We start from the raw sequence: 25,319 nt of genomic DNA on the forward strand, positions 1-25,319 counted from the left end.
TTTGTTTTTAGTTGCATCTACAATGCTTGTAACAGGAGCCGTTCTACAGACAACCATTGCAAATTCTCAGCCAAATGAGGTTCGGGCCGCAACGGTTATGAATAGTAAGCAACAAGCAGTTGTTAATTTGGCCAAGGCTCAACTCGGCAAACCATATGAATGGGCTGCAAAGGGGCCAAATAGTTTTGATTGTTCTGGTTTGGTTCAATATGTTTACAAAAAATGCTGTCGGTATGTCGGTCCCAGCACCAACAACAACTCAGGAACATATGGGGACTGAAGTCAGTTTGAATTCGCTATTACCGGGTGATTTACTCTTTTGGGGTAACAGAGGTTCCACTTATCATGTTGCGATATATGTTGGAGATGGCAATTTTATTCAAGCACCGGAACCCGGTCAAAATGTAAAAATGACTAATATGAAATATTACTATCCTGCGTTTGCGAGAAGGATTTTGCCTGCAACGTCGGATGTAATAAGTCGTGGTTCGCTGGATGAATTCTCTTTTACAAATAGTAAATTACATGCTAAAGGTTGGACTGCAGCATCCAATACAACAGGAATGAAATACAGCTATATGTTTGCAATGGATGCAACACTAACAAGGAATTGGCACGGTGGAAATTTGACCGAATTGATCGTTCCGATGTTCAAAGAGCATATCCAAATATTACTGGATCCTTGCACAGTGGCTTTAATATGACAGTTGATGTTCCTGATGCTGTAAAAGGACACACAGTCAAAATTATGGTACGCTATTCTTCCGTTTTACATGGAAATTATAATACCTCTGATTATACATTTGATAGAACGGTTTCATTTCCAGCAAAGGACTCACGAAATTCAATGGATTATTTCCAACAAGAGGGAGATCATTTACGTGCGGTAGGTTGGCAGATAGGTATGTATACCGAAAATAAGCCTTATCGGTATGCTATTGTTATGAATGCGGCGACTAATACTGAACTAAATCGTGCAAAAATAACTACGGTTGATCGCCCGGATGTGACAAAGTATTATTCCAATTTTCCAAATTCAACAAAAAGTGGCTTCAACGTAACGATACCAGTTACTGACAATATGAAGGGTAAAAATGTATTTCTTATTCTTAGATATAGCTCAGACCCAAAGGGGGATTATGGTACTGTCGATAGTTGGGCAAATAAATATGTAATTACAGTTAAGTAAATCAATAATAAGGCCTATCTCGAATTATTGAGATAGGCCTTATTATTGTGATATGTGTTAGGAGTATAGTGGGCAATATTGAAAAATGGCCGAATATTCATAGATTCTTATGTGGTTGCAAAGTAAGTATTAGTGATAAAAAGTTTTTTCCAAATCGTATTGGTGTACAGATAATAGAAAATACACATAATGACGTGAACCCTTTAAATTACGATTGAGCTCAGGTAACGTTCTAGCTTATTCGGTTTTTTTATTAGGCAATTTAGATCTGATAATAAAACGTGTCAATAAGTGGTAGGGGTGATAATTACATTCGGCTACTGAGATATTATCATGTCCGTTATTTCAAGCTAAAACGTAACTGGTGTATTTAACGGCGACTAATTTGTCAAATCAGAAAACCTAGTGTATAGAGTCAAACACGGATTTATATGTGTGCATTAAACATCAGAAGTTGTACCCACAAGCTTTGAACAAAATAATAATCTCTGATTGAAAGATTATTATTTATTTAATTTTCATAAAAATAAGTGATAGTGTGCTAAACTAGACAGATATCAAGGAGGAATATTGGCGATGATATATATTAGTTTTTTCGTTACCTTTATCGGTTTAGTGATTCCACTTATAAACAGCTTTTCCCATGAAAATTTAGCAAGAACTAATTATTTGCTAAAGTGTCTGTTAAATCTTTTAATTACTATGGGCGGTATTATTCTTATTTTTAAATATGTCTATAAATTGCCACTTTATAGCAGCACAGCTAGTCCATTTGATTTTAAGTTTACAATGAAATTTCTCATTGCTGGGGTAATTATTGAAGTTATTCTTGGATTGTTAGAGCACTTTTTTCATATTTTTCGAATATTTGAAATTAAAGCTATAAGAGCAATTCGTCCACGTACTTTTGTTAAGGCAAGTCTGTTTTCATTACTTGTTTTTATTGGTGTTTTCCTCTACTTATCAAGTTATTGGGCAACAGATATTTTTGGGGAGCTTTATCCAAGAGGAATTTTGTATCCAGAACAAATTATTTATAATTTGACACAGCCCATGGAGGGTGCTGATCAGCAGTTCTTTCTTTCGTTCTTAAGCGGTCCGCTTTTGAAGAGCATCATGTCATTATTTGTATCATTTCCGATTTTATTAATCATGCTTAACAGTACGTTTTCAGGACCATTTTCGAAAAAAGTAGTAAGTCGAGCGTCTATAGGTATAACAAGTATTCTAAGCATTATACTCATCGTTTTGGCAGGAATAAATATTGATGCCGTTGGTTTTTATCGATACTTTACATCATCATCCGATTTTATTGAAAAAAATTACGTTTCACCAAATCAAACAAAAATTTCCTTTCCGAAGAAGAAAAGAAATTTAATCTATATTTACGTTGAATCGTTAGAATCTAGCAATATAGATAAATTGGAGGGGGGACAGTTATCAGAAAATTTATTGCCGGGACTTACTAATTTAGCAAAAGAAGGAATTAATTTTTCTGATACCAATAAGCAAGTTGGTGGTGCACATCAGTTCAGCGGAACTGGATGGACGATTGCAGGGATGGTTGCACAAACCGCTGGCTTACCTCTAAAAGTCCCGACTGCTGAGAATAATTATGGTCAAAGCTCAAAAAATAAGTTTTTGCCAGGTGCTACAACGCTAAATGATATTCTGGAAAAAGAAGGATACCAGCAGACTATTCTGATGGGGTCAGATGCAACTTTTGGTGGTAGACGTGCGTATTTCTCACAACATGGTGATGTTAAAATTGATGATTATTTGACTGCAAAAAAGGATAAACGAATTCCAAAGGATTACCATGTTTGGTGGGGTTATGAAGATTCAAAATTGTTTGATTTTGCCCAAGATGATTTAACGACTTTATCCGCCAGTGACAAACCATTTAATCTCACAATGCTAACTGCTAATATGCATTTTCCAGATGGTTATCCAGAGAAAAAAATGCCACAGAAGTATGGAGAGCAATATGCTAATGTGATTAATTATAATGATACTCAAATTGTTGATTTTGTTAATTGGGTAAAGAAGCAGCCTTTTTACGATAATACTACTATCATTATTCATGGTGATCATCTTTCAATGGATCAGGATTTTTATACTTCACAAAATGTACCGGTGGATAAACGGCGCACATTTAATCTCATTTTAAATGCACCGATTAAGAATAAGAATATCAATGATAAACAACGGATGTTTGGCACGTTTGATATGTTTCCGACAACTTTGGCAGCTATTGGTGCTAAAATCGATGGTGATCGTCTGGGGCTAGGAACTAATTTGTTCTCCAATAAAGCAACGATTCCTGAAAAATATGGATTTGATAAAGTGAATGATGAATTGGCGCTAACTTCGAAATTTTACAATGACAAGTTTATCCTTAATAAAAAATAGTTATGTTTCATCGAGATAATATTCTTAGATCAAGGATTATTCATATTTGAAAGCATTTCCTTACGCTAAACATATTAGAGTATGTTTTGACTTCTTTGGAAACGCAGATTAGCTAGGACTAAAGAAGCATCTTTCAATACAATGTTATTAGCGGAAACCCGTTAACATTATGTTGAAAGATGTTTTTTATAATTGGTAAAATTAAAAAACTATAAGTATAGTGCGTAAACGTTAAATTGTTATATATATTGTAATAAGCAGGAAGGAGAGAAAGACAGAATAACTAAAAGTTATTATTCCGTGATGACTTATTGGATTATCAGTTGATACAAAAAAACATCATGTTCTCACATGACGTTAAAAAGAAATATTTTATTGGGCTAGCTGGATTCGAACCAACGCATAACAGGATCAAAACCTGTTGCCTTACCGCTTGGCCATAGCCCAATGAAAGTGGAGGAGAGTGGATTCGAACCACCGAACCCGAAGGAGCGGATTTACAGTCCGCCGCGTTTAGCCTCTTCGCTACTCCTCCGTTAGCACTAACCGACTTAAATATAATACCGAAAATTTGACTTCATTTCAAGGCTATTTGTAAAAAAATCGTGTTAAACTACTAAAATTTTTAAAGTTCGTTGCCATTCAGTTAGAAAATCGGTTTGTTGCCATTCAAAAGCTCGACGAACGCCATAGCCGAGAGGTTGATGAATATAGGTTGTGTTGGCAATTGTTTGCGGTAGATGACGAATATGCAAATGCCCAAAAGCGGCGTATTGAACCGGATATTTCTCGATTAAATCTCCGAGATGTTTGCTACCAAGAAAGGCGTTGATGGTTTGCCAGCGTGGATGATCCAATTGATCAAAGATGAAATTTTGATGCGGGACAAAATGAGTTAGAAACAAAACTTTCTCGTGCTGCCGTGTAACTTGTTTAAAATCGGTCTCGACTTGTTGCAAAACGTTTTGCATTCGTTCCTGGTCACTTATTGGTGAATCAATTTTTTGATCGACCCAGAAGGATTGCTTCCAGCGAAGAATTTCGGCAGTAGACTTTTGGTTGTCGCCAATTTGATCAGAGAATGAATAGTCATACCAACCATTATTACCGACAACACTTAAGTTTTTATGAGGAATCTGAAGAATTCGATGATGTAAATATTGCGGATGCAGGTTGGGCCTTTCGAGTTCAGCATAGGTTACGCCATTCAGCATATCGTGATTACCAGCAATAAAATATATTTTGGGAACACTGCCTACTTCTCGCTGTAGCTGTTCAACGTAATTTATGGTTTGTTCAAAGTTATTAAATAAATCGCCTGTGATGAAATAGTAATCTATGGCTAGTTGTTTTAAATAGCTGGCTTGGAGAAAAACAATTTTACTGGTTGCTGCCTTATTAATATCAAAATGATTATCACTCGAAATTGCAATATTCATTTTAGTCGCTCCTTTCCAAATTTTCTGAATAAATATGTCATTGTAATTAAAACATGTTATGCTAGTCCATATCTTATCTAATGGTAAATAAAAACAATGAGGAAGTTACTACAGTGATTTATATTAGTTATTTTACAGTATTTATTGGATTATTGTTGCCGCTAGTCCTTATGGTAAAGAGGCAGGATATAAGTGCTACTTCTTTACTCGCAAAACTCTTATTCAATCTAGTTATTAATATTGTCGGAATTTTATTAGCGTTTAAATTTATTTGGAAAAAATGGATTTTTGGTCCTAAGAGTCCATTTGATTTAATTTTTACAGTTGAATTTTTGATAACAATTATTGCTATCGAAGCGCTCATTCTAGCAATTGATCATTGGCTCCATTTATCAAAATGGCTAACTGTTATCAGTATCGAACAACTGTCAGCTAAGTCGTATTTAAAAGCGTTATTGGCAGCGATTGTGGCCGCTCTGACTGTTTTTCTAACCACTGCAAGTTACTGGACTACAACTACTTTCGGTTTATTGAATCCAGAACAAATAATTTATAATTTAAAGCAGCCAATGGAGGGCGCTGACCAGAGTTTCATGTTGTCATTTTTAAATGGTCCGCTGCTAAAAACATTGATGACGTTTATTACCTTATTTCTAATAGCTCTTGTTCTTTTTAACGTCGAGTTTCAAGGTTTGCCCAAGCCAAAGGTTATTCGGTGGTCCGTCGCCGCACTGATTACGATTGGCAGTATTATTTCATTAACATTTGCTGCGATTAATATTAATATTGGTGGATTTTACAAATATTTCACCGCTTCTTCAACGTTTATTGAGGAAAATTATGTTGATCCAGAGAAAACAAAATTAACTTTTCCAAAGAAAAAACGCAACTTAATTTATATTTATGTGGAATCGCTTGAATCTAGTAGCATTGATAAACTTGATGGTGGTCAAATGTCCACAAATCTCTTGCCAGGTTTGACTCAGCTATCGAATGAAGGCATTCATTTTTCCGACACGTCCAAAAAATTTGGTGGTGCCCATCAGTTTAATGGTACTGGTTGGACGATTGCTGGTATGGTTGCCCAAACATCGGGCTTGCCACTCAAAGTTCCTGTGCAGGGAAATGATTATGCGAATAGCGCTAAGCAGCAGTTCTTGCCGGGAGCAACCACGTTAAACGATATTTTAGCAAAAGAGGGTTACCAGCAAACGATTCTAATGGGCTCGGATGCAACTTTCGGTGGGCGACGGTCATATTTCACTCAGCATGGTCACGTGACTATTGATGACTATTTACAAGCCAAGAAAGACAAACGTATTCCTGAAGATTATCGAGTTTGGTGGGGCTATGAAGACTCTAAACTATTTACCTACGCGCAGCAAGATTTGAGTAAACTGGCTGCGAGTGACAAACCATTTAATTTTACAATGTTAACAGCGAATACTCACCATATTGGTGGCTACCCTGAGGCAAATATGCCACAAAAGTATAGTGATCAGTATTCAAATGTGATTGCATTTACTGATACGCAGTTAGTCGAATTTGTGACATGGTTGAAGCAACAATCCTTCTATGATAATACAACGGTGATTATCCACGGTGACCATTTATCGATGGATGCTGATTATTATAAAAAACATGGCGTTAAAGATAGTAAACGGCGTACCTTCAATTTGATTTTAAATGCGCCAGTTGATCAGAAAAAGGTTAAAACCAGAAATCGAATGTATGGTACCTATGATATGTTTCCAACAACCTTGGCCGCAATGGGTGTCAAAATTGATGGCAATCGCTTAGGAATAGGTACTAATCTATTATCGAACAAAAAAACAGTTGCTGAAAAAGATGGTTTTAATGATGTTAATGATGAACTGGCGCAATCGTCCAAATTCTATAATGACCAGTTTATGTATGCCAAACGGACTAAATAGTTAATTATTGAGCATCTGTTCGCGATTATTTGCAAAAGTAATCCTGAACGGGTGCCCTTATTTTATGTTAAAATTGGTCTATAACGATTTAACAGGAGGTTGTCCGCAATGAAATTAGGATTTATTGGTGTTGGTCATATGGCCCAAGCAATTATTTTGGGCTTGATTAAAGCGGAGGCGGTTGCACCGACTGATATTTTGGTTCATGGTGGCCATTTAGCAAATTATCAAGCTTTTGCTGAAGCTAATGGTCTACAAATTATGGCCGATAATCAGGCGGTAGTCACTGGCGCTGACGTAGTGATTTTGGCAGTGAAACCTCAACAGAAGGCAGCAGTTTTAACAGATTTAACTGATTTATTTCAAGAAAAGAATCAGCCATTGTTCTCGTTACTGTCAGGCGTTAGTTTGGCCGATTTAGCAGCTATTGTTGGCGAACAAGTTCCAATCGTGCGCGTCATGCCTAACTTGAACGTTCAAATCAAACAAGGAATTACTGCACTGGCAGCCAATCAAAGTGCGCAAGAACGAGCGTTACCAATTGCCCGACAACTATTTGGCAAAATTGGTTCAACTTTACCATTAGCTGAGCCGGATTTCAGCACATTTGTCGCTTTAGCTGGTAGTGCTCCCGCATTTGTTTATTTGTTTATTGATGCTTTGGCTCATGCCGGTGTTAAGTACGGCTTGACGAAGAAACAAGCTGTGGCAATTGTTTCGCAAATGGTTGCTGGTAGTGCCCAGTTAGTTCAACAGAGTAGCCAATCACCTTGGGATCTAGCCGATGCGGTGGCTTCGCCAGGTGGAACGACAATTGCTGGATTATTGGCACTTCAGGAGGCTGGATTTGAGCCAGCTATCACCAAGGCAGTTGATGCGACGATTGCCAAGGATTCTGAATAATTATTTTTAATTAATTTAGTGGATTTTGTTAATGATTGAAGTTTGCTTTTTTGGTCTATACCACCTATACTATTATTGGAATACTAATAAGGAGATGTCTTCATGAGTGCAAAAGTTTTAAAGCATGCAAAAATCTACACCGGTGATCAAGTAATTGAGGATGGCTACATTCGTTTTGATAAACAAGTTTTAGCGGTTGGCCCTGTTTTTGAATACAAGGCTGAAGCTGATGACGAAATTCAAAATGTTCAAGGAACAACCATTATTCCTGGTTTCATTGACGTTCATTCCCATGGTGGTTATGGCTACGATGCCATGGATGGCGATCCTGACCAAATCGATACGATGGCAACTAAAATGATGCGTAATGAGGGTGTCACAACTTTGTTTGCGACAACAATGACACAATCAAATGAGAACATCGCTCATGCCATGAAGGGTGTTAAAGCAGCCGCTGCTAAAAACCCAATTATTAAGGGCGTCCATTTGGAAGGTCCTTTCATCTCACCTGTTTACAAAGGTGCTCAACCAGAACAATATATCAAGGATCCTAACGTTAAATTATTAGGTGAATGGAACGAATTATCTGGCGGTTTAGTTAAGTTGATTACTTATGCTCCAGAAGATCCTGGTTCAGCTGCATTTGAAGATTATTGTATCGCCAATGGTATTGTGCCTTCAGTTGGTCACAGTAATGCCACTCGTGAACAATTATTGAATAGTAAAGCAACTCATGTCACTCATTTATACAACGCCCAACGTGAATTCAAACATCGTCAACCAGGTGTGACTGGTCATGCCATGTTGGAAGATAATATGCACGCCGAATTGATTTGTGATGGTTTCCATATCGTTCCTGATATGATTCGTTTAGCCTTTGATCAAAAGGGTGCCGATCGGATTGAATTAGTGACTGACTCAATGCGTTCAAAGGGCATGCCTGAAGGTGAAAGTGAATTAGGTGGTCAAAAAGTTTTCGTCAAAGACAAACAAGCACGTTTGGCTGATGGCACTTTGGCTGGTTCTGTTTTACAATTCATCGATGCATTCAAGAACATTCAAAGCTTCACTGGCTGTTCAATGTATGAAGCTGTTTTAATGAGCAGTGTTAACCAAGCTGAAGAATTCCACTTGGATCATAAAGGGATTCTTGAAGTTGGTCGCGATGCTGATATGAACTTGATTGACCAAAACATGAACTTAAAAGCAACTTATAGCTACGGTAATGAGAATCATCCAGAATAGAGAGGCCGTTGTCAGTGGATTCACCTGTATATATTCAAATTCATAATCAAATCAAGCGGGATATTGAAGCTGGCGTCTGGAAAGTCGGCGATCGAATTCCTTCTGAGCGGGCATTGTCCGCCCAGTTCAAAGTGAGCCGCATGACGTTACGTCAGGCATTACAAACATTAGTTGAAGAAGGTATTCTTGAACGTCGTGTCGGCGCTGGTACCTACGTAGCCCGTCAAAAGGTTCAAGAAGTGATGTCGGGAACAACTAGTTTCACAGAAATCATGCGCTCTCAAGGCAAATTTCCTTCAAGTCAAACGATTTCATACCGGATGGCCAGTCCATCATTAAGTGAGCAGGAACGCCTACACCTGCAAGAGAATGATCGGGTGGTTCGCATGGAACGAATTCGCTTGGCGGACAGTGTGCCCATCAGTTTTGAAGTCACCACAATTCCAGCGAGTATGGTGAAAGATTTTAGTCGCGCTGAAGTGACCGATTCCTTTTATGCCACGATGGAACAAAAGGGCGGCTATCAAATCGGTGCTGCTAAGCAGACGGTCACAGCGACATTAGCATCAGAAAATATTGCTGATTATTTAGACCTAAAACGCGGCGACCCAATCCTGCGTTTACGTCAGATCACTTATTTATCTGATGGCCGACCGTTTGAATATGTGCGCACGCAATATGCCGGCGAACGATTTGAATTTTATTTAGAAAAATAAATCTAACTTTTATTTAAAGAATACGAAGAAATGTTTGCTCAGCAACGTGGCTCAAAGGATTCCCATACAATTTTTAAAATTGTATGGGAATTTTTATTAAATAAAGGAAATTGTTTGTTAAGCTAGTTTGTATTTCGTGAGAATATTATTTTGTTAGAATAAAATCTTCTATGTTTATAACATAGTATGATTTAATTTGGTACAATTATGGTAGTGCATTTGTGAAACATATAAAGTCAACAGAAGAGGAAATAATGGTACATAGAATAAAAAGATATTTAAGTACAAGTGATGTTTTTAACGTGATAATGATAGTTTTGTTTGTCGGATTATTATTTGGTATTTCAATTTGTCAATCGACGATGACTTGGCGATCAGATACTTATTTTCATTTGAGCAGAATACATGATATGACGGCATATTTGAAGAGTTTACATATGCCCCTGATGGTTAATATTCATAGTTTTGCCAATACTGGGCAGGCTATCAATGGTATGTATCCCAATTTTAGTTTACTGCCTTTAATTTTTATAACATCGGGTTTGAAACCAATTGCACAGTATGAAACAATTATTTTTCTTTTCATTTTATTGGGAAGTGTTTTAAATTATTTTATTTTCCAGAGGTTTCATGCTTCTAAGCTACAAGCGTTAGCTGCCGTTTTTGCGACATTTACGTTCATTAATATCTTTTATTCTTCTTCCTTGAACTTATTTGGGGTTTGGAGTATTTATTTCTCATTACCTATGGCATTACTCTCTTTAAAAAAGTTATTTGAAACTAATGCTTGGTCTTATATCATATCTTTGGCAATCTCGGTTTCGTTCGTTTTAAATACTCACTTACTGAATGCTGTTATAATGGTTGGTGTATTACTAGTTTATTTTATCTATTTGTGGATGAGCAGTAATAAAAAGCTATTGACCCTATTTAAAACAGTGGTTGCTGCAGTAGTTAGTATTTTATTATCGTTGCCAACACTCGTTAGTGTCCTTTCCTTCTCTAAGGTACACTTATCAAGTGTACACGAATTTTCATTAGCAGATGGTACCTTGAATATTGAGTCGATGATTCATTCATTAACTAATCCAACAATATTTGGAGCAGCAACACCGCCAATTTTTGGTGTACTACTAGTGGTTGATATATTGTTGGTTATGAATCTCAAACAATTTAGCCAACATGCCAAGGTCGTAATTCTAATTATTTTTGCTGGTCAATTTATGATTTCACCTTTTTTTCCTTGGGAATTATTACAGAAGACACCAATCTCGATTATTCAGTTTCCAACCAGATTAGTACCTTTTATTCTAATCATTGCCGTGGTAATAATATTTACAGATAAGGGTATGAATAAAACCAACTTTTTACTGATTGTTATGCTAGGCAGCGTTGGACTCACCGCGAGTTACCAAACAAGTAATTATATTACTAAGAGAAACTTTCACAATTTTAGCGAAGTTCAAGCAACAATTAATATGAATAACTTCAATTCTATTGCTAACTATAGTGAAAATACGAAAATTTCTAACGATACATTATTAGATCATTCATTCTATCGGATATATTCCTATCCTGAATATATACCGCAAACAAAGAAAAACGATTCTAAATCAGATAAACAAATAAATTCTGTTAATGATCATGAACTGTTTGTGAATAAGACCAAGGTAAACAATTTTCAAACCAGTTATAAAAATAATAAGCTTGTGTTTACTTTTAATGAGAAGCAAACAGGTTGGGTTAACCTACCAATTTGGTATTATCCTAATATGAATTATTCTATAATTGCAGATAGTGGTGTTTTAACTACAAGAGTTAGTGATCGTCATACTTTAGAAGTGAAAACACCTAGTACCAAACAGTTAACTATAAAGATTCGTAATCCTCAAATAATGAACTTAGTTTATATTAGTTCAATTATTATCTGGTGTTTGAGTATTGGCGTTTTGGTGACAAGAATAAAATTTAACACTAATAGGCAATAATCTGTTTTTTACTAGTGTTTAAAAAAGCACGTCTATGACATTCACAATTGAATGTCATAGACGTGCTTGTCATTTTATGATGATATTAAGGCATGAATATATTGCCAGTATTCATGTTTTTCCGTGCAAAAAATGACAATTAGGACCCTAATTAATCAAACAGCTTTTATTTGAATTAGAGAATAGATTAATTAAGAAAATCAATTCAAATATTTTTTTAAAAGAAATCTTTGAATTGGTATCAAGATTATTTTTTCAATGGCAAGGTTAATAACCACAGCGGTAAAATACGTAGCTAAGGCAATACCTAAAATATTGATTATTGTATTACCGCTATGAATTACCTTGATGAACAACATCATAATACTACCATGAATTAAGTAAATTCCAAAAGAATACTGAGATAAAAATGCTATAATTCTGGTTTTACCAAGTTTGGCGACAAAATGGCTTTTTAGAAGTGCTAAGTACACAACAATTGAGAATAAGATATATAGACTAGAAAGATCATATAAATTCCAATTTGTTGCTTCAGGGAATGTCATAGTAAGCAGTAAGTTACTTCCAGAAACCAATAAAACAACTATTAGAGTTTTTAATTTACCAATGGCTTTTGTATTTTCCAATAGACGGCCTAATAAAAAATAAATTATCCATCCTGAAAAAGGATAACTATTTACAGCAAAGTTAATATTAAATAATTTCAGTAACCAACCAACAAGCTGAACTAAAAGTAGAACAATTATGAATTGTTGCTCATCAACAGGGCTGAAGGCATCTAGCATTTTTGATAGAAAGGGAGCAGCAAGTAGAAAAGCAATCAAGGTATACATAAACCAAAAATAACTACTTAAATAGTTTTGAGTAATGCTTATAAATAAGCCGTGGATAAATGAAGGAGAATTTTCTGGAGTAGGGATAAGATAAAAAGATATCGTATAATAAATGATTTCATATAAAATAAGCGGTAATACGATACCAACTAGTTTTTTAAAATAATAATTTTTATAATCTGTGATAGATTGTCCCTTAAAATGGAGATTGAAATGGCCACTCATCATAAAGAATATCGGATTGCAAATAAAAATAAATGTTACGATAATTTCTCTAAATGGATGATTGCCTAGACCACCCTCGATAGGAACTGTGCCGATTGCGTGCGTAAATATTACCAACCCCATAGCAATAACGCGTAAGAAGTCATAACGTACATCTCGCTGTTTAGTTGTCATAGATGCCCCTCCGATTATCGATAAATGTGACGTAATTAAGTATACTATAAAGTAAGGTATTAAAATTATTGATACTCGAACAATTTTGATTGAACATAAATAAATGAGGAGAACTTTGATATTAACAAAATAGACGGCCTTTGCTATCATAAAATAGTGATTTATACTGTTTCACCTAATCTAGGAGGTTAACTGATGAGTCAGGAAAAAAGTATTTTTGGATCTATTGAAGCTGAGTTTAAAGCTTTTTATTTTGCACTTAGGCAAAATATTGTTAAGGTACTAGTCAATTTATTTATTTATTTACTTTCGTTAATAACGATTGGGTTGGTTAACTTTCCCTATATAGATGATGCACGTCGTCAAATTGATGGTGACACAAACTTTGGATTTTTTGATGGTAGATGGGGAAGTGAAATTTTTTCATGGTTTTTTCAAGGAAGTCGGCATCTAACTGATATGGGCCTGGTTACACCAATACTAAGTGCTATTTTCCTATGTTTAGCAAGTTTGACTATTATTTACGTTTTTGATGATAAATTTTCTTGGCTGGCCATCATTTCTTCAACTTTATTTGGTCTTAATGCTTGGTTTTTAGGCTGTATTTCATTTAGATATGATAGCCCCTATATGGCGCTCAGTTTACTATTTTCTGTGATTCCTTTTTTATGGTGGAAATCAAATAAAATCACCTTTGGTATCATGTCATTTATTGGCGTGTTTTTAATGTGTAATACTTATCAGTTGTCTTCGGGAATATATATTGTTGTGCTATTAAGTCTGTACTTTCAGTCTATTATTGATGGCGAGAAGTTACTGCTACACTTCAAAAGAATTCTTATCGCAGCAATTTCCTATATTCTCGCTATGATCTGTTTTGTAATTGAAACTAGTTTCAATCCAGAAATAGCGAATCGTGGTGATGCTGTTGCTATTTCTGAAATGACACAGTTACCAAGGACATTTCTTAGAAATATACGTGCATACTTTATCACGATTTATCAGGATAGTTCGAGATTATGGGTTCTTTTAACTGGATTAATTTTGGTAGCTTTTGTGATAACCTTTATGAAACGTTCAAAGATTGGACGGATTAAGGCCTTTATCTGGTCGGGAATATATTTACTTACTGCTGCCATTTTTAGTTATGGTGTTTTGTTGATTTTTAAGTTTCCACTTGCAGAACGAAGTGTACGTTACGGATACGGTTTAGGTGCCTTCATTTCAATTGTGATGGTTATGCTAACTTCGAATGCAAAAGCAGATTCAAAAATTGTAAAAAGAATCTCAGGAATTCTTGTTTTACTATTAACTTACTACTCACTATCATTTACATTTGTTTTTGCCGCAAATTTGAGTTCTCAAAAGGATTCCTTCGAACGTCAAAGTATGCTTTTAGCATCGGATTTAAAAGAATATGTAACGACGGATCGACGAGTGGTTAATATGAACTCGCTATTTCATGATTCACGAGTTGTAAGCAATAGTGAGCGGAATTATCCGATTTTGGGCAAGCTTATTCAAAGCAATAATGCGATTTTTTGGCCGAATACAACATTATTTAATACTTATACCAACTTAGATGTGACAATTAATCAATTTGATTTTAAGAAATTTGATAAGGATGACAAAAAATTGCAGGTCAAGAGTTCTTTATACGATATATATACTTCAAAAGATCAAATATATGTCAAAATGAAATAGTAGTAATCTAAAAGACGGTTAATTTTGTCATATTAGCGAATACAAAATTAACAGAGTTAATCTGTGTGTACAGCGTTTCAATATTCTCCTTGACGGAGTGCGTACTTACTTATTTAAAAAGTCGAACAATCTATGATGGTTGTTCGACTTTTTATATCGAATAATTACTGATTATCCGGTTTTGTAGTATTTTGTTGAACCGATTTTATTTTTAAATTGCTAATCAATATGATGAGTATAAAGCAAAAATTGTTTCTTTATCATCGAATATTAGGTGTTCTTCTTCATAGTAGAGGAATATTATTATTTATGTTATATTAAATTGTCGTTTTAGTTTTTACTGCTTTTATTTTATGGGAGAAGTTTATTCATGAAAAATAATTTCCAAAAGAATATAATGATTGGTTTGCTAGGTATTTCAGCTATGGGGATCGCATCAGCGTTTACTAAACCAACAGACCTTGTTTCAGCCGATGTAAATTCGGATGACGAAAATCAGATGTCCCAAGCTGCCCCTTTGACGGCTAATGGATTAATAGGGCCAGGGTTTTATGACTCATCAGATTCCAGTGCGATTGGCAAAGCAATAAAACCTAACTTACCATCTTCATTCTCAAGCAGAGCCATCAGCCCTACACAGCTTTTTATTGATCAGGTTGCCTCGGGAGCAATCAGTGGCTGGAATAAATATGGTGTTCTACCTTCTGTTTCAATTGCACAAAGCATATTAGAAAGTGGTTGGGGAAAATCAGATTTATCAACAGTTGCCAATAATCTATTTGGCATTAAAGGCAGTTATTTAGGACAATCGATAATCATGCCTACTCAAGAATATGTTAATGGTAGTTGGATTACCGTTAATGCACAATTTAGAAAATATCCTGATTGGAATGCTAGCATTGAAGATCACGGTAACTTCCTATATTCCAATTCACGCTATAGTAGTTTACTAGGTGTTACGGAATATCAAAAAGTTACACAAATACTTCAAAACGCAGGTTATGCTACAGCGCCAAATTATGCGCAGGTATTAAATCAAATTATTGAGCAATATAATTTGGTTCAATATGATCAGAGTACAATACCTGCACATTTCGGTTCATTAAATAATCTTTCGTTTGATAAATCTAATGATACAGTTAATACTCGCGGTTGGCATATTGACAACGCCTCTGCTGCATATCCGTATAGCTTCATAGTATTGACAGATGTTGATTCAGGTAAACAATATTCTCAAATCCCAATTTCAAGAATTGCCCGTGAAGATGTAGTTCAGTTTTATCCAGATGTTACTAATGCTTTAAATAGTGGCTTTCAGGTAAATATTCCAGCAACTAAAGAAATGGAAGGCCATACTTATCGAGTTACTTCAAGATACGCTCAACAATCAAATGGCGCGGGAAATGTACTGGACTATGATTTCGATGCGACAGTTAAAGTACCAAAATTAGGTAATGAAAATCAAGCCAATTTGGATAGTTTTACTATTAAAAATTCTAAATTATATGCTAAGGGATGGCATGCTGCTGATCAAGCAGAAGGTAAGAACTATCATTATTTAATCGCGATGAATGCTAATACTAATCAGGAAATTAAGCGAATCAAAGTTAACAATGTTGCTCGTCCTGACGTAAATAATGTGGTACCCAATATTTATAATTCGCTAAACAGTGGTTTTGATGCGTCTATGGGCATCGACCCAACAATGTGGGATAAGAATATTTATCTAATAAGTCGTTATACTAGCGATCCCGCCGGAAATGGTAACTATGTTGATTATGCATTTACTAAGAGTCAAGTTATCGTTCCTCAATCAACTGAAAATGTTGCTGGACTCAATAATTTTGCAATCAATAGAAATAGCGTTGACATTAGAGGTTGGCATGCAAGCGATTTATCTTACGGACGAGATTATCATTATTTAATTGCAATGGATGCCAAAACAGGAAAAGAACTAAAAAGAATTAGATCAACTAATGTGAGTCGCCCTGATGTTAACAAGTTTTATCCTGATATTTATAATTCTTTGAACAGTGGTTTTGAAACATCAATGGTCATTGATCCTTCTATGTGGAATAAAGATATTTATCTCATTAGTCGTTATTCAAAAACTCTTGCAGGTAATTCGGATTATGTTGATTTTAGTTTTGGTACGAAATCTAAAATTACGGTCCCACAACCTACCGAAAATAAAGCAGATATAAATTCTATTGTTCAGGAAAATAGTACTGTTACTATTAGAGGCTGGCACGCAAGTGATTTGTCATATGAGCGGGAGTACCGTTACTTATTTGTCATGGATAAAAAGACTAACAAGGAATTGAAACGTGTTAAAATTAATAGTGTTGCGCGCCCGGATGTTGTAAATTTCTATCCTAACTTATATGGTGCTTCAAACAGTGGCTTCTCAGTTAATATATCGACAAATGGCTTATCAGGAAGAGAAGTTTATATTATTAGTAGATATTCAGGAAATATTTCCGGTAACTCCAACTATGTAGATTATGCTTTTTACGATAAGGTTTTTACAATTAGGTAGTTTAGTGGTTAACTTAATAGTATGTAGTTGATTTTTATTCTCAAGGAGTGAAATTAAATGGAAAATATCATCGTTACTGGTGGTGCAGGGTTTATTGGCTCGAACTTTGTTCATTATGTGGTCAATAATCATCCTGAAGTTCATGTCACAGTTTTAGATAAATTAACTTATGCGGGGAATCGGGCAAACCTTGCCGGGTTACCAGCTGATCGGGTTGAATTGGTGGTTGGCGATATTTGTGACGCTGATTTAGTTGATAAATTGGTTAGCAAAGCTGATGCCGTCGTGCATTACGCCGCTGAAAGTCACAATGACAATTCATTAATTGATCCATCACCATTTATCCAAACTAATATTGTGGGGACTTATACGTTATTGCAAGCTTGCCGCAAGTACGATGTTCGTTTCCACCATATTTCAACGGATGAAGTTTATGGTGATTTGCCATTACGTGAAGATTTACCAGGTCATGGTGAGGGTGTTGGTGAGAAGTTTACGCCAGAATCACGTTATAATCCAAGTAGCCCTTATTCTTCATCTAAGGCAAGTTCTGACATGTTAGTGCATGCTTGGACTCGTTCGTTCGGCTTACGAGCAACAGTTTCGAATTGTTCGAATAACTACGGTCCTTATCAACACATTGAGAAGTTCATTCCTCGTCAAATCACTAATATTTTAAGCGGGATTCGTCCTAAGCTTTATGGCAGTGGTAAGAACGTTCGTGATTGGATCCATACTAATGATCATTCTCGCGCCGTTTGGACTATTTTGACTAAGGGTAAGATTGGCGAGACTTATTTAATCGGTGCTGATGGTGAAAAGGACAATAAGACGGTTCTTGAACTGATTCTTGAATTAATGGGTCAACCTAAAGACGCTTATGATCACGTTAATGATCGTCCTGGTCATGATTTACGTTATGCCATTGATTCGACTAAATTGCGCGAAGAACTAGGCTGGCAACCAGAATATACTGATTTCCGCACCGGCTTGCAGCATACGATTGACTGGTATACTGAGCATGAAGATTGGTGGAAGTCTGAGAAGGCTGCCGTTGAAGCTAAATACGCTAAAAATGGTCAATAAACATTAATTGTTTCTAAAAAAACAGACATCAAATCGGTGTCTGTTTTTTGTTATTCCTGAAAATGTAGTATTATTAGTAGTGGTTAGTTTATTTTACGAAAATGACTAGGAGTTTGATGAAAATATGAAAATTTTGATTACTGGGGCCAATGGTCAACTCGGGACTGAATTACGGCATTTACTTGATGAGCGTGAACTCGCTTATACTGGCACGGATGCTCAAGATTTGGACATCACTGACGAAGCAGCTGTTAACGAATATTTTACCAAGCATCAACCGAAGATTGTTTTCCATTGTGCAGCTTATACGGCTGTCGATGCTGCTGAAGAAGAGCCGGGCAAATCAATTAATTATAAAGTTAATGTGATTGGGACACAAAATATTGCCCGTGCTGCAGAAAGTGTTGGCGCTACACTATTTTATATTAGTACTGACTATGTGTTCGATGGTACTAATGATCAAATGTATACTGAAGAAACAGTTCCTGGTCCTAAAAATGAATATGGTCGTACCAAATTGGCTGGTGAACAAGCGGTTGCTAGTATCATGAGTAAATATTACATTATTCGAACTTCTTGGGTTTTCGGTAAATATGGTAAAAACTTTGTTTATACTATGCTTAAATTAGCTGAGACTCATGATAAATTAAGTGTGGTTAATGATCAACAGGGACGACCAACTTGGACTAGAACATTGGCAGAGTTCATGTTGTATGCTTTGGACAATCAATTACCTTATGGGCTTTATCAATTATCGAACGACAATGATTGTAACTGGTACGAATTTGCAAAAGAAATTTTGAAGAACAAACCAGTCGAAGTTGTACCTGTTAATTCAGAGCAATTCCCACAAAAAGCTTATCGGCCACGTCACTCGATTATGGATCTAAGTAAGACAAAAGCAACTGGTTTCCAGATTCCAACATGGCAAGAAGCATTGGCAGCATTTATGAATGAAATGGATTAACAGTGTGGTGAATAAACTCTAAGTATTCTTATTAACACAATGAAGTATGGCAGTTCTTCTAGCCAACCATCCTTATACTGAACCAATTAATTGTTAACTTGTATTTTTTAAGTTAAACTTTAGCTAACATAATTATTTGAATTAAAAAACATTGCCCGAGGTGCGGTTATGCAAAAGATTTATCCCGATGATAGCTTGATGCTTCATACGGACCTTTATGAATTGAATATGATGTATTCTTATTGGAAAGAAGGCATCAACAAACGTCATGCGGTTTTTGAAGGGTATTTTCGAAAGATACCTTTCGATAATGGCTATGCTATTTTTGCGGGTTTGGAACGGATTGTTCGCTATTTGGAAGGTTTCCATTTTAGTGAATCTGATTTGGAATATCTACGGGAACAAACGGGTTTTCCTGAGGACTTCTTAACTTATTTGGCCGAGATGAAATTTGAATGTACGATTCGTTCAGCTCAAGAAGGCGATTTGGTCTTTAGCGAGGAGCCAGTGATTCAGGTTGAAGGTCCCTTAGATCAATGCCAATTAGTTGAAACTGCTTTGCTGAATATTATCAATTTCCAGATTTTGGTTGCAACCAAAGCTGCCCGGGTGAAATCGGCGGCTAATGGCGATCCCGTCTTGGAATTTGGTTCACGACGGGCCCAAGAAATGGACGCGGCTATTTGGGGCACGCGGGCAGCTTACATTGGTGGTTTTGATGCCACCAGTAATGTTCGCGCCGCCAAAATTTTTGGTATTCCTGCAAGTGGCACACATGCCCACGCGTTGGTGCAAGTCTACCAAAATGATTATTTGGCTTTCAAAGCTTATGCAGAAACCCATCGCGATTGCGTCTTTTTAGTGGATACTTACGATACGATTCGTTCAGGCGTGCCTAGTGCTATTCGCGTCGCCAAGGAAATGGGCGATAAAATCAATTTCCAAGGTGTGCGGATTGATTCTGGCGATATGGCCTATATTTCGAAACGAATTCGCCAGCAATTAGACGATGCCGGTTTTCCTGATGCAAAGATTTATGCCTCGAATGATTTAGATGAAAAAACCATTCAAAACTTGAAAATGCAAGGTGCTAAAATTGACGTTTGGGGTGTTGGGACTAAAGTGATTACCGCTTTTGACCAACCAGCTCTAGGTGCGGTTTATAAGTTGGTTTCGATTGAAAATAACCAAGGTCAAATGGTCGATACGATTAAGTTGTCTAGCAATGCTGAAAAAGTTAGCACTCCTGGTAAAAAACAAGTTTGGCGGATTACGAATCAACGTAAGAATGATAAGTCTGAAGGTGATTATGTCACGCTTTGGGACGAAAGCCCACTGGCGCATGAAGAGTTATTCATGTTCCATCCGAAATTTACTTATATTAACAAAACGATTCATGATTTTGATGCAGTGCCAGTTCTAAAAGATATTTATATTGATGGTCACTTGGTTTACGATTTGCCTAACTTAGCGACAATCAAGGAACGGACGACTAAGAATCTTGATTCGTTGTGGGATGAATATAAGCGTGATTTGAATCCTCAAGAATACCCAGTTGATTTGTCGCAGAAGCTTTATGATCACAAGATGAATCATATTGCTCGCATGCGCCAAATGGTGGCTAATATGAATAATAGTGACGAAGGTCATCACAATCATTAATTTATTCATCATAGTCTGACAATCAACCAGAATTGAAAAGCTTTAATAAAATATCGATAAGGAAGTTATGCTGATGCGAGCATTACAAGCCCAAATTATTGCAGTTGAGAAAACAAAACCAGAAATCGATCCAGCGACGGAAGTGCGTCGTTCAGTTGATTTCTTGAAGAAATATCTTCGGGCGCAACCTTTTTTGAAGAGTTATATCTTAGGTATCTCTGGTGGACAGGATTCAACGTTGGCTGGTAAATTGGCCGAAATGGCAATTTCCGAATTGCGCTCAGAAACTGGCGACGCGACTTATCAATTTTATGCAATGCGCTTACCATATGGCGTGCAAGCTGATGAAAGTGACGCTATGGCCGCAATCGACTGGATGCAAGCTGATCAGGTTATTCGCGTTGACATTCAACCAGCCACAGAAGCCATGCTGACTGAATTGACGCAACAAGGTCAAACAATCACTGATTTTAACAAGGGCAATATTAAAGCCCGTCAACGAATGATTGCCCAATATGCCGTGGCTGGTGCTCATGCAGGCGTTGTGGTTGGCACCGATCATGCCGCTGAGAATATTACCGGTTTCTACACCAAATATGGTGATGGTGGTGCAGATGTCACACCGTTGTACCGCTTGAATAAGCGTCAGGGTCGAGCCCTGCTCCATTATTTAGGTGCACCAACTCATTTATATGAAAAGGTGCCAACAGCTGATTTGGAAGATGATCGGCCGGAGTTGCCTGATGAAGTGGCCCTAGGCGTCACTTATGATCAAATTGACGACTATTTGGAAGGTAAGGATGTCCCTGTGGCAGCCGCTGAAAAAATTGAGCAGTGGTTCTTAAAGACCCAACATAAGCGGCACTTGCCAATTACCGTTTTTGATACTTTCTGGGAGCCAAAAGAATCATAAGTTCGGGTGTTGAAAAAAGTTAGGCGCCCTGAACTTTCTGATTGCTTTATCAGAATTTATTTAGTATACTGAATTCATAACAAGGGAGTAACTGGCGGCATTGTCCGCGACAAAACCATCAACAAGACAGTAGTTCTGGTTTTGACTTAATTAGTGAGACTTGTACGTGGTTTTTGCGTACGAGTCTTTTTTTATTCCCACGTCCAAAGAGGAGGAATTTTTGTTGGTTGGTAAAGACGAGTCTAAGGTAACCCGGTTTTATGCCTTGTCCAAGTCGGCACTTTTTAAACAATTTCAGACCAGTGATCAAGGTCTGAGTAGCGAGCAGGCTAAGCAGCGTTTAGCTGAGAATGGTCCTAATGCTTTAGCGCAGGCGAAACGGAAGAATATTTTCCAACGTTTCTTTGATCAATTTAAAGATTTTATGATTTTAGTTTTACTGGTAGCTGCAATTGTTTCTGGGGTGGTTGCCCATGAATGGCCTGATGCCTTCTTAATTTTAGCAGTGGTGATCATTAATGCCGTCTTTGGTGTGTTCCAGGAATCCAAGGCTGAAGAAGCGATTGATGCGCTGCGCGAAATGGCAACGCCAGAAGCCCACGTTCGTCGTGATGGCAATGTGGCAACCATTAGTAGTGAAAATTTAGTTGTTGGTGACTTGGTACTACTGGAAGCTGGCGATATCATTCCTGCCGATTTACGCTTGATTGATTCGGCGTCAATGAAGGTAGAAGAATCAGCCTTAACTGGTGAATCGGTTCCCGTTGAAAAAAGTGCGGCCCCGTTAGCTGATGAAGAGGTTACCATTGGCGATCGCACTAATATGGCCTTTATGAACAGCAACGTGACTTACGGCCGTGGTGTTGGGGTGGTTGTGGCTACTGGGATGGATACCCAAGTCGGCCGAATTGCTGGCATGATTAATCAGGCCGGTGAAACCAGTACGCCATTACAAGATAACTTGAATTCTCTTGGCAAAACTTTAACTTGGCTGATTTTGGCAATTGCCGCGATTATTTTCGTCGTTGGGATTGTCAATAATCATGATGGTTTACCAATGGACCAATTGGTTATCGAAATGCTGTTAACAGCGATTTCATTAGCTGTCGCCGCAATTCCTGAAGGCTTACCAGCAATTGTCACGATTATTCTTGCGCTTGGTACAACGCGGATGGCCAAGCGGCAGGCGTTGGTCCGCAAGTTGCCAGCAGTGGAAACTTTGGGCAGCACCGACATTGTTGCTTCCGATAAAACAGGGACTTTAACGCAAAATAAAATGACTGTCGAAAAAGTTTTTGAACATGGTCAATTAAATGATGCGTCAGCACCAATTCCCGCAACTGATTCAGTTTTACGGGTAATGACTTTCAGTAACGATACTAAAATTCAATCCGATGGTCAGCTAGTCGGCGATCCCACTGAAACTGCCTTGATTCAATTCGGGTTGGATCACGATTATTCAACTGAGGCCGCCTTGGCTAAAGAGCCACGAGTGGGTGAAGTGCCGTTTGATTCGGAACGAAAGCTGATGTCAACTATCCAACAGTTAGCTGATGGTAAGTTCTTTGTTGCAGTTAAAGGCGCCCCTGACGAGCTGCTGAAGCGCGTCACGCAAATCGAAGTTGCTGCTGGTCAAGTTCAACCCATTACTGGCAAAGACCGTAATCAGATTTTGGCGCAGAATAAAGGCATGGCCACTCAAGCATTACGCGTTCTGGGAATGGCTTATCGGATTATTGATGAAGTGCCCGCAGAGCTTAATTCAGAGACGGTTGAGCATGATCTGACTTTTGCTGGCTTAATTGGGATGATCGATCCTGAACGTCCAGAAGCTGCGAAAGCAGTCGCTGATGCTAAAAAAGCCGGCATTCGGCCAATTATGATTACCGGTGACCATCAAGACACGGCTGAGGCCATTGCGGTACGTTTAGGGATTATTCCTGCTGGTGATGATGCTGCCGTGATCACTGGTGCGCAACTGGACCAAATGAGTGATCAAGAATTTGACAAAAAAGTTAAGAATTATTCGGTTTATGCTCGTGTTTCGCCAGAGCATAAAGTTCGAATTGTTAAAGCTTGGCAAGATCAAGGTAAAGTTGTGGCAATGACTGGTGATGGTGTTAATGATGCGCCTGCACTGAAGTCCGCTGATATTGGGATTGGTATGGGTATCACCGGGACTGAAGTATCAAAAGGTGCTAGTGATATGGTGTTAGCTGATGATAACTTCGCCACAATTATTGTGGCCGTTGAAGAAGGTCGAAAGGTTTTTGCCAATATTCAAAAGTCAATTCAATATCTACTATCAGCCAACTTAGGCGAAGTTTTAACTTTATTCATGATGACCTTAATGGGCTGGGATATTTTGAAACCAGTGCAGTTATTATGGATCAACTTAGCAACGGATACCTTCCCAGCAATTGCTTTGGGAGTTGAACCAACTGAACCTGGTATTATGGATCATAAACCTCGCGGCCGGAAATCTAATTTCTTAAGCGGTGGCGTTGGTTCATCGATTATTTACCAAGGGATTCTTGAAGGAATGCTGACGTTAGGCGTTTATGGTTTAGCAATCATGTTCCCCGTGCACAGTTCCAATGATGCGATGCACGCTGACGCTTTGACCATGGCTTACGCGACTTTGGCTTTGATTCAATTGTTCCATGCGTTTAACGTGAAGTCGATTCATCAATCGATCTTCAAGATTCATCCTTTCGCCAATAAGATGTTCAATATTGGCGTGGCGACGTCCTTTATTATGGTGGCGTTGACTATCGTGGTACCAGGATTCAATAGCCTCTTCCATGTGACCGAATTAAATGGCATTCAGTGGCTCATGGTCTTAGGTGCGGGTGTTCTAATGATTGCCATCGTTGAATTAGTTAAACTATTCCAACGTCGTAGCAATCGTGACTAATTGGCACATCAAAGTCTAATCGTATTAAAAGCGGTGAAGAGTTTGAAACAGAACTGGTTCTGACGCCATTGCGGGCTTGCTGGTTGTGGAACGCGGCCGACGCTGATCGAAGCCTTTTTTCAAAAGTCTTCGATACAGGTCTTATCGTAAGCGCTAAAGCGCCAACGATAATTTGGCAGCTGACAATCACGCCCTCCATTCCGTCTGGAGTTGATGTAGATCATTTCATAATTTTCGACGGTTAAGGCAATGATAGTGGCGTATGATTGATTGCATTCAAATAGTTGCTACAATTGAATATTTACAAGGAAGTGTCTACTTGGCAGTCGCTGATTTCATTCAGAAAGATTGCTGGGTAGGCTCTTTTTCGTTCCTTTAATCTGTTTTTTAAATGTCAGTCCTTCATTCTATCAATGATCAAGTTAATTTAGATTTGAAAATTAATTCTTAACTAATTAAGTGCACCGTGAATC

Annotated in this window: 19 protein-coding genes and 2 tRNA genes; 16 read left to right on the forward strand and 5 right to left on the reverse strand. The window is 37.4% G+C overall.

Annotated elements, in window-relative coordinates; translation table 11 throughout:
- The first annotated feature begins 22 nt into the window (after positions 1 to 22).
- The 4 genes from EKM82_RS11885 to EKM82_RS02665 all read left to right on the forward strand — a co-directional run bounded on the left by EKM82_RS11885 (position 23) and on the right by EKM82_RS02665 (position 3,601).
- The gene (locus EKM82_RS11885) at positions 23 to 280 is read left to right on the forward strand and encodes a C40 family peptidase (RefSeq protein ID WP_318531082.1); all 258 of its coding nucleotides are present in this window, start codon (positions 23 to 25) and stop codon (positions 278 to 280) included.
- Positions 186 to 704, forward strand: coding sequence for a C40 family peptidase (locus EKM82_RS02655; protein WP_318531081.1), 519 nt, complete (start codon positions 186 to 188; stop codon positions 702 to 704). Before EKM82_RS11885 ends, EKM82_RS02655 begins: the two co-directional genes overlap by 95 nt.
- On the forward strand, positions 701 to 1,189 hold the full coding sequence (locus EKM82_RS02660; RefSeq protein WP_125766781.1) for a hypothetical protein: 489 nt from the start codon (positions 701 to 703) through the stop codon (positions 1,187 to 1,189). The genes EKM82_RS02655 and EKM82_RS02660 overlap by 4 nt, the downstream gene beginning before the upstream one ends.
- Positions 1,190 to 1,765: 576 nt before the next feature.
- Entirely contained in the window at positions 1,766 to 3,601 is a 1,836-nt protein-coding gene (locus tag EKM82_RS02665) for an LTA synthase family protein (protein ID WP_125766782.1), read from the forward strand.
- A gap of 375 nt (positions 3,602 to 3,976) precedes the next feature.
- On the opposite strand, the gene EKM82_RS02670 is transcribed toward EKM82_RS02665, so the two are convergent.
- The 3 genes from EKM82_RS02670 to EKM82_RS02680 form a co-directional block, all read right to left on the reverse strand.
- A tRNA-Gln gene (locus EKM82_RS02670) sits at positions 3,977 to 4,048 on the reverse strand.
- 7 nt (positions 4,049 to 4,055) lie between these two features.
- A tRNA-Tyr gene (locus EKM82_RS02675) sits at positions 4,056 to 4,136 on the reverse strand.
- Between the two features lie 73 nt (positions 4,137 to 4,209).
- Complete coding sequence (locus EKM82_RS02680) at positions 4,210 to 5,040, reverse strand: metallophosphoesterase (RefSeq protein WP_125766783.1); 831 nt, start codon at positions 5,038 to 5,040, stop codon at positions 4,210 to 4,212.
- 332 nt (positions 5,041 to 5,372) lie between these two features.
- Between EKM82_RS02680 and EKM82_RS02685 the strand changes: the two genes are divergently transcribed.
- The 5 genes from EKM82_RS02685 (at position 5,373) to EKM82_RS02705 (ending at position 11,826) form a co-directional block, all read left to right on the forward strand.
- Positions 5,373 to 6,974: an LTA synthase family protein gene (locus EKM82_RS02685; RefSeq protein ID WP_164508066.1), complete on the forward strand. Its 1,602-nt coding sequence runs from the start codon at positions 5,373 to 5,375 to the stop codon at positions 6,972 to 6,974.
- A 108-nt stretch (positions 6,975 to 7,082) separates the two neighbouring features.
- Positions 7,083 to 7,877 carry a pyrroline-5-carboxylate reductase gene (proC, locus tag EKM82_RS02690; protein ID WP_125766785.1) on the forward strand — a complete coding sequence of 265 codons (795 nt, stop codon included), beginning with the start codon at positions 7,083 to 7,085 and terminating at the stop codon, positions 7,875 to 7,877.
- A 102-nt stretch (positions 7,878 to 7,979) separates the two neighbouring features.
- Positions 7,980 to 9,122 (forward strand): N-acetylglucosamine-6-phosphate deacetylase, encoded by a 1,143-nt coding sequence (nagA, locus tag EKM82_RS02695; protein ID WP_125766786.1) that lies wholly within the window; start codon positions 7,980 to 7,982, stop codon positions 9,120 to 9,122.
- A 14-nt stretch (positions 9,123 to 9,136) separates the two neighbouring features.
- A complete protein-coding gene (locus tag EKM82_RS02700; protein WP_125651196.1) occupies positions 9,137 to 9,838 on the forward strand; it encodes a GntR family transcriptional regulator in 702 nt (233 codons plus the stop codon).
- Between the two features lie 254 nt (positions 9,839 to 10,092).
- Positions 10,093 to 11,826 carry a glycosyltransferase family protein gene (locus EKM82_RS02705; RefSeq protein ID WP_125766787.1) on the forward strand — a complete coding sequence of 578 codons (1,734 nt, stop codon included), beginning with the start codon at positions 10,093 to 10,095 and terminating at the stop codon, positions 11,824 to 11,826.
- Between the two features lie 200 nt (positions 11,827 to 12,026).
- Here the strand turns inward: EKM82_RS02705 and EKM82_RS02710 are convergent, their stop codons facing one another.
- Positions 12,027 to 13,058, reverse strand: a complete 1,032-nt coding sequence (locus EKM82_RS02710) for an acyltransferase (RefSeq protein WP_164508067.1) — start codon at positions 13,056 to 13,058, stop codon at positions 12,027 to 12,029.
- A gap of 195 nt (positions 13,059 to 13,253) precedes the next feature.
- Here EKM82_RS02710 and EKM82_RS02715 point away from each other — a divergent pair, with 195 nt between their 5' ends.
- The 7 genes from EKM82_RS02715 (at position 13,254) to EKM82_RS02745 (ending at position 24,846) form a co-directional block, all read left to right on the forward strand.
- On the forward strand, positions 13,254 to 14,762 hold the full coding sequence (locus EKM82_RS02715; protein ID WP_125766789.1) for a glucosyltransferase domain-containing protein: 1,509 nt from the start codon (positions 13,254 to 13,256) through the stop codon (positions 14,760 to 14,762).
- 370 nt (positions 14,763 to 15,132) lie between these two features.
- Positions 15,133 to 17,301, forward strand: a complete 2,169-nt coding sequence (locus EKM82_RS02720; protein WP_125766790.1) for a glycoside hydrolase family 73 protein — start codon at positions 15,133 to 15,135, stop codon at positions 17,299 to 17,301.
- Positions 17,302 to 17,358: 57 nt separating this feature from the next.
- Positions 17,359 to 18,387, forward strand: coding sequence for a dTDP-glucose 4,6-dehydratase (gene rfbB, locus EKM82_RS02725; RefSeq protein WP_125766791.1), 1,029 nt, complete (start codon positions 17,359 to 17,361; stop codon positions 18,385 to 18,387).
- Between the two features lie 124 nt (positions 18,388 to 18,511).
- Positions 18,512 to 19,354 (forward strand): dTDP-4-dehydrorhamnose reductase, encoded by an 843-nt coding sequence (rfbD, locus tag EKM82_RS02730; protein WP_125766792.1) that lies wholly within the window; start codon positions 18,512 to 18,514, stop codon positions 19,352 to 19,354.
- 168 nt (positions 19,355 to 19,522) lie between these two features.
- Positions 19,523 to 21,016 carry a nicotinate phosphoribosyltransferase gene (locus EKM82_RS02735; RefSeq protein ID WP_125766793.1) on the forward strand — a complete coding sequence of 498 codons (1,494 nt, stop codon included), beginning with the start codon at positions 19,523 to 19,525 and terminating at the stop codon, positions 21,014 to 21,016.
- A 73-nt stretch (positions 21,017 to 21,089) separates the two neighbouring features.
- Positions 21,090 to 21,929: an ammonia-dependent NAD(+) synthetase gene (gene nadE / locus EKM82_RS02740; protein ID WP_125766794.1), complete on the forward strand. Its 840-nt coding sequence runs from the start codon at positions 21,090 to 21,092 to the stop codon at positions 21,927 to 21,929.
- A 223-nt stretch (positions 21,930 to 22,152) separates the two neighbouring features.
- Positions 22,153 to 24,846 carry a cation-translocating P-type ATPase gene (locus tag EKM82_RS02745; protein WP_125766960.1) on the forward strand — a complete coding sequence of 898 codons (2,694 nt, stop codon included), beginning with the start codon at positions 22,153 to 22,155 and terminating at the stop codon, positions 24,844 to 24,846.
- Here the strand turns inward: EKM82_RS02745 and EKM82_RS11240 are convergent.
- Entirely contained in the window at positions 24,812 to 25,045 is a 234-nt protein-coding gene (locus EKM82_RS11240) for a hypothetical protein (RefSeq protein ID WP_164508068.1), read from the reverse strand. The two genes, EKM82_RS02745 and EKM82_RS11240, sit on opposite strands and share 35 nt — an antisense overlap.
- Positions 25,046 to 25,319 lie beyond the last annotated feature (274 nt).

This window comes from Lapidilactobacillus wuchangensis, from assembly GCF_003946645.1.
GTDB classification, from domain to species: Bacteria; Bacillota; Bacilli; order Lactobacillales; family Lactobacillaceae; genus Lapidilactobacillus; species Lapidilactobacillus wuchangensis.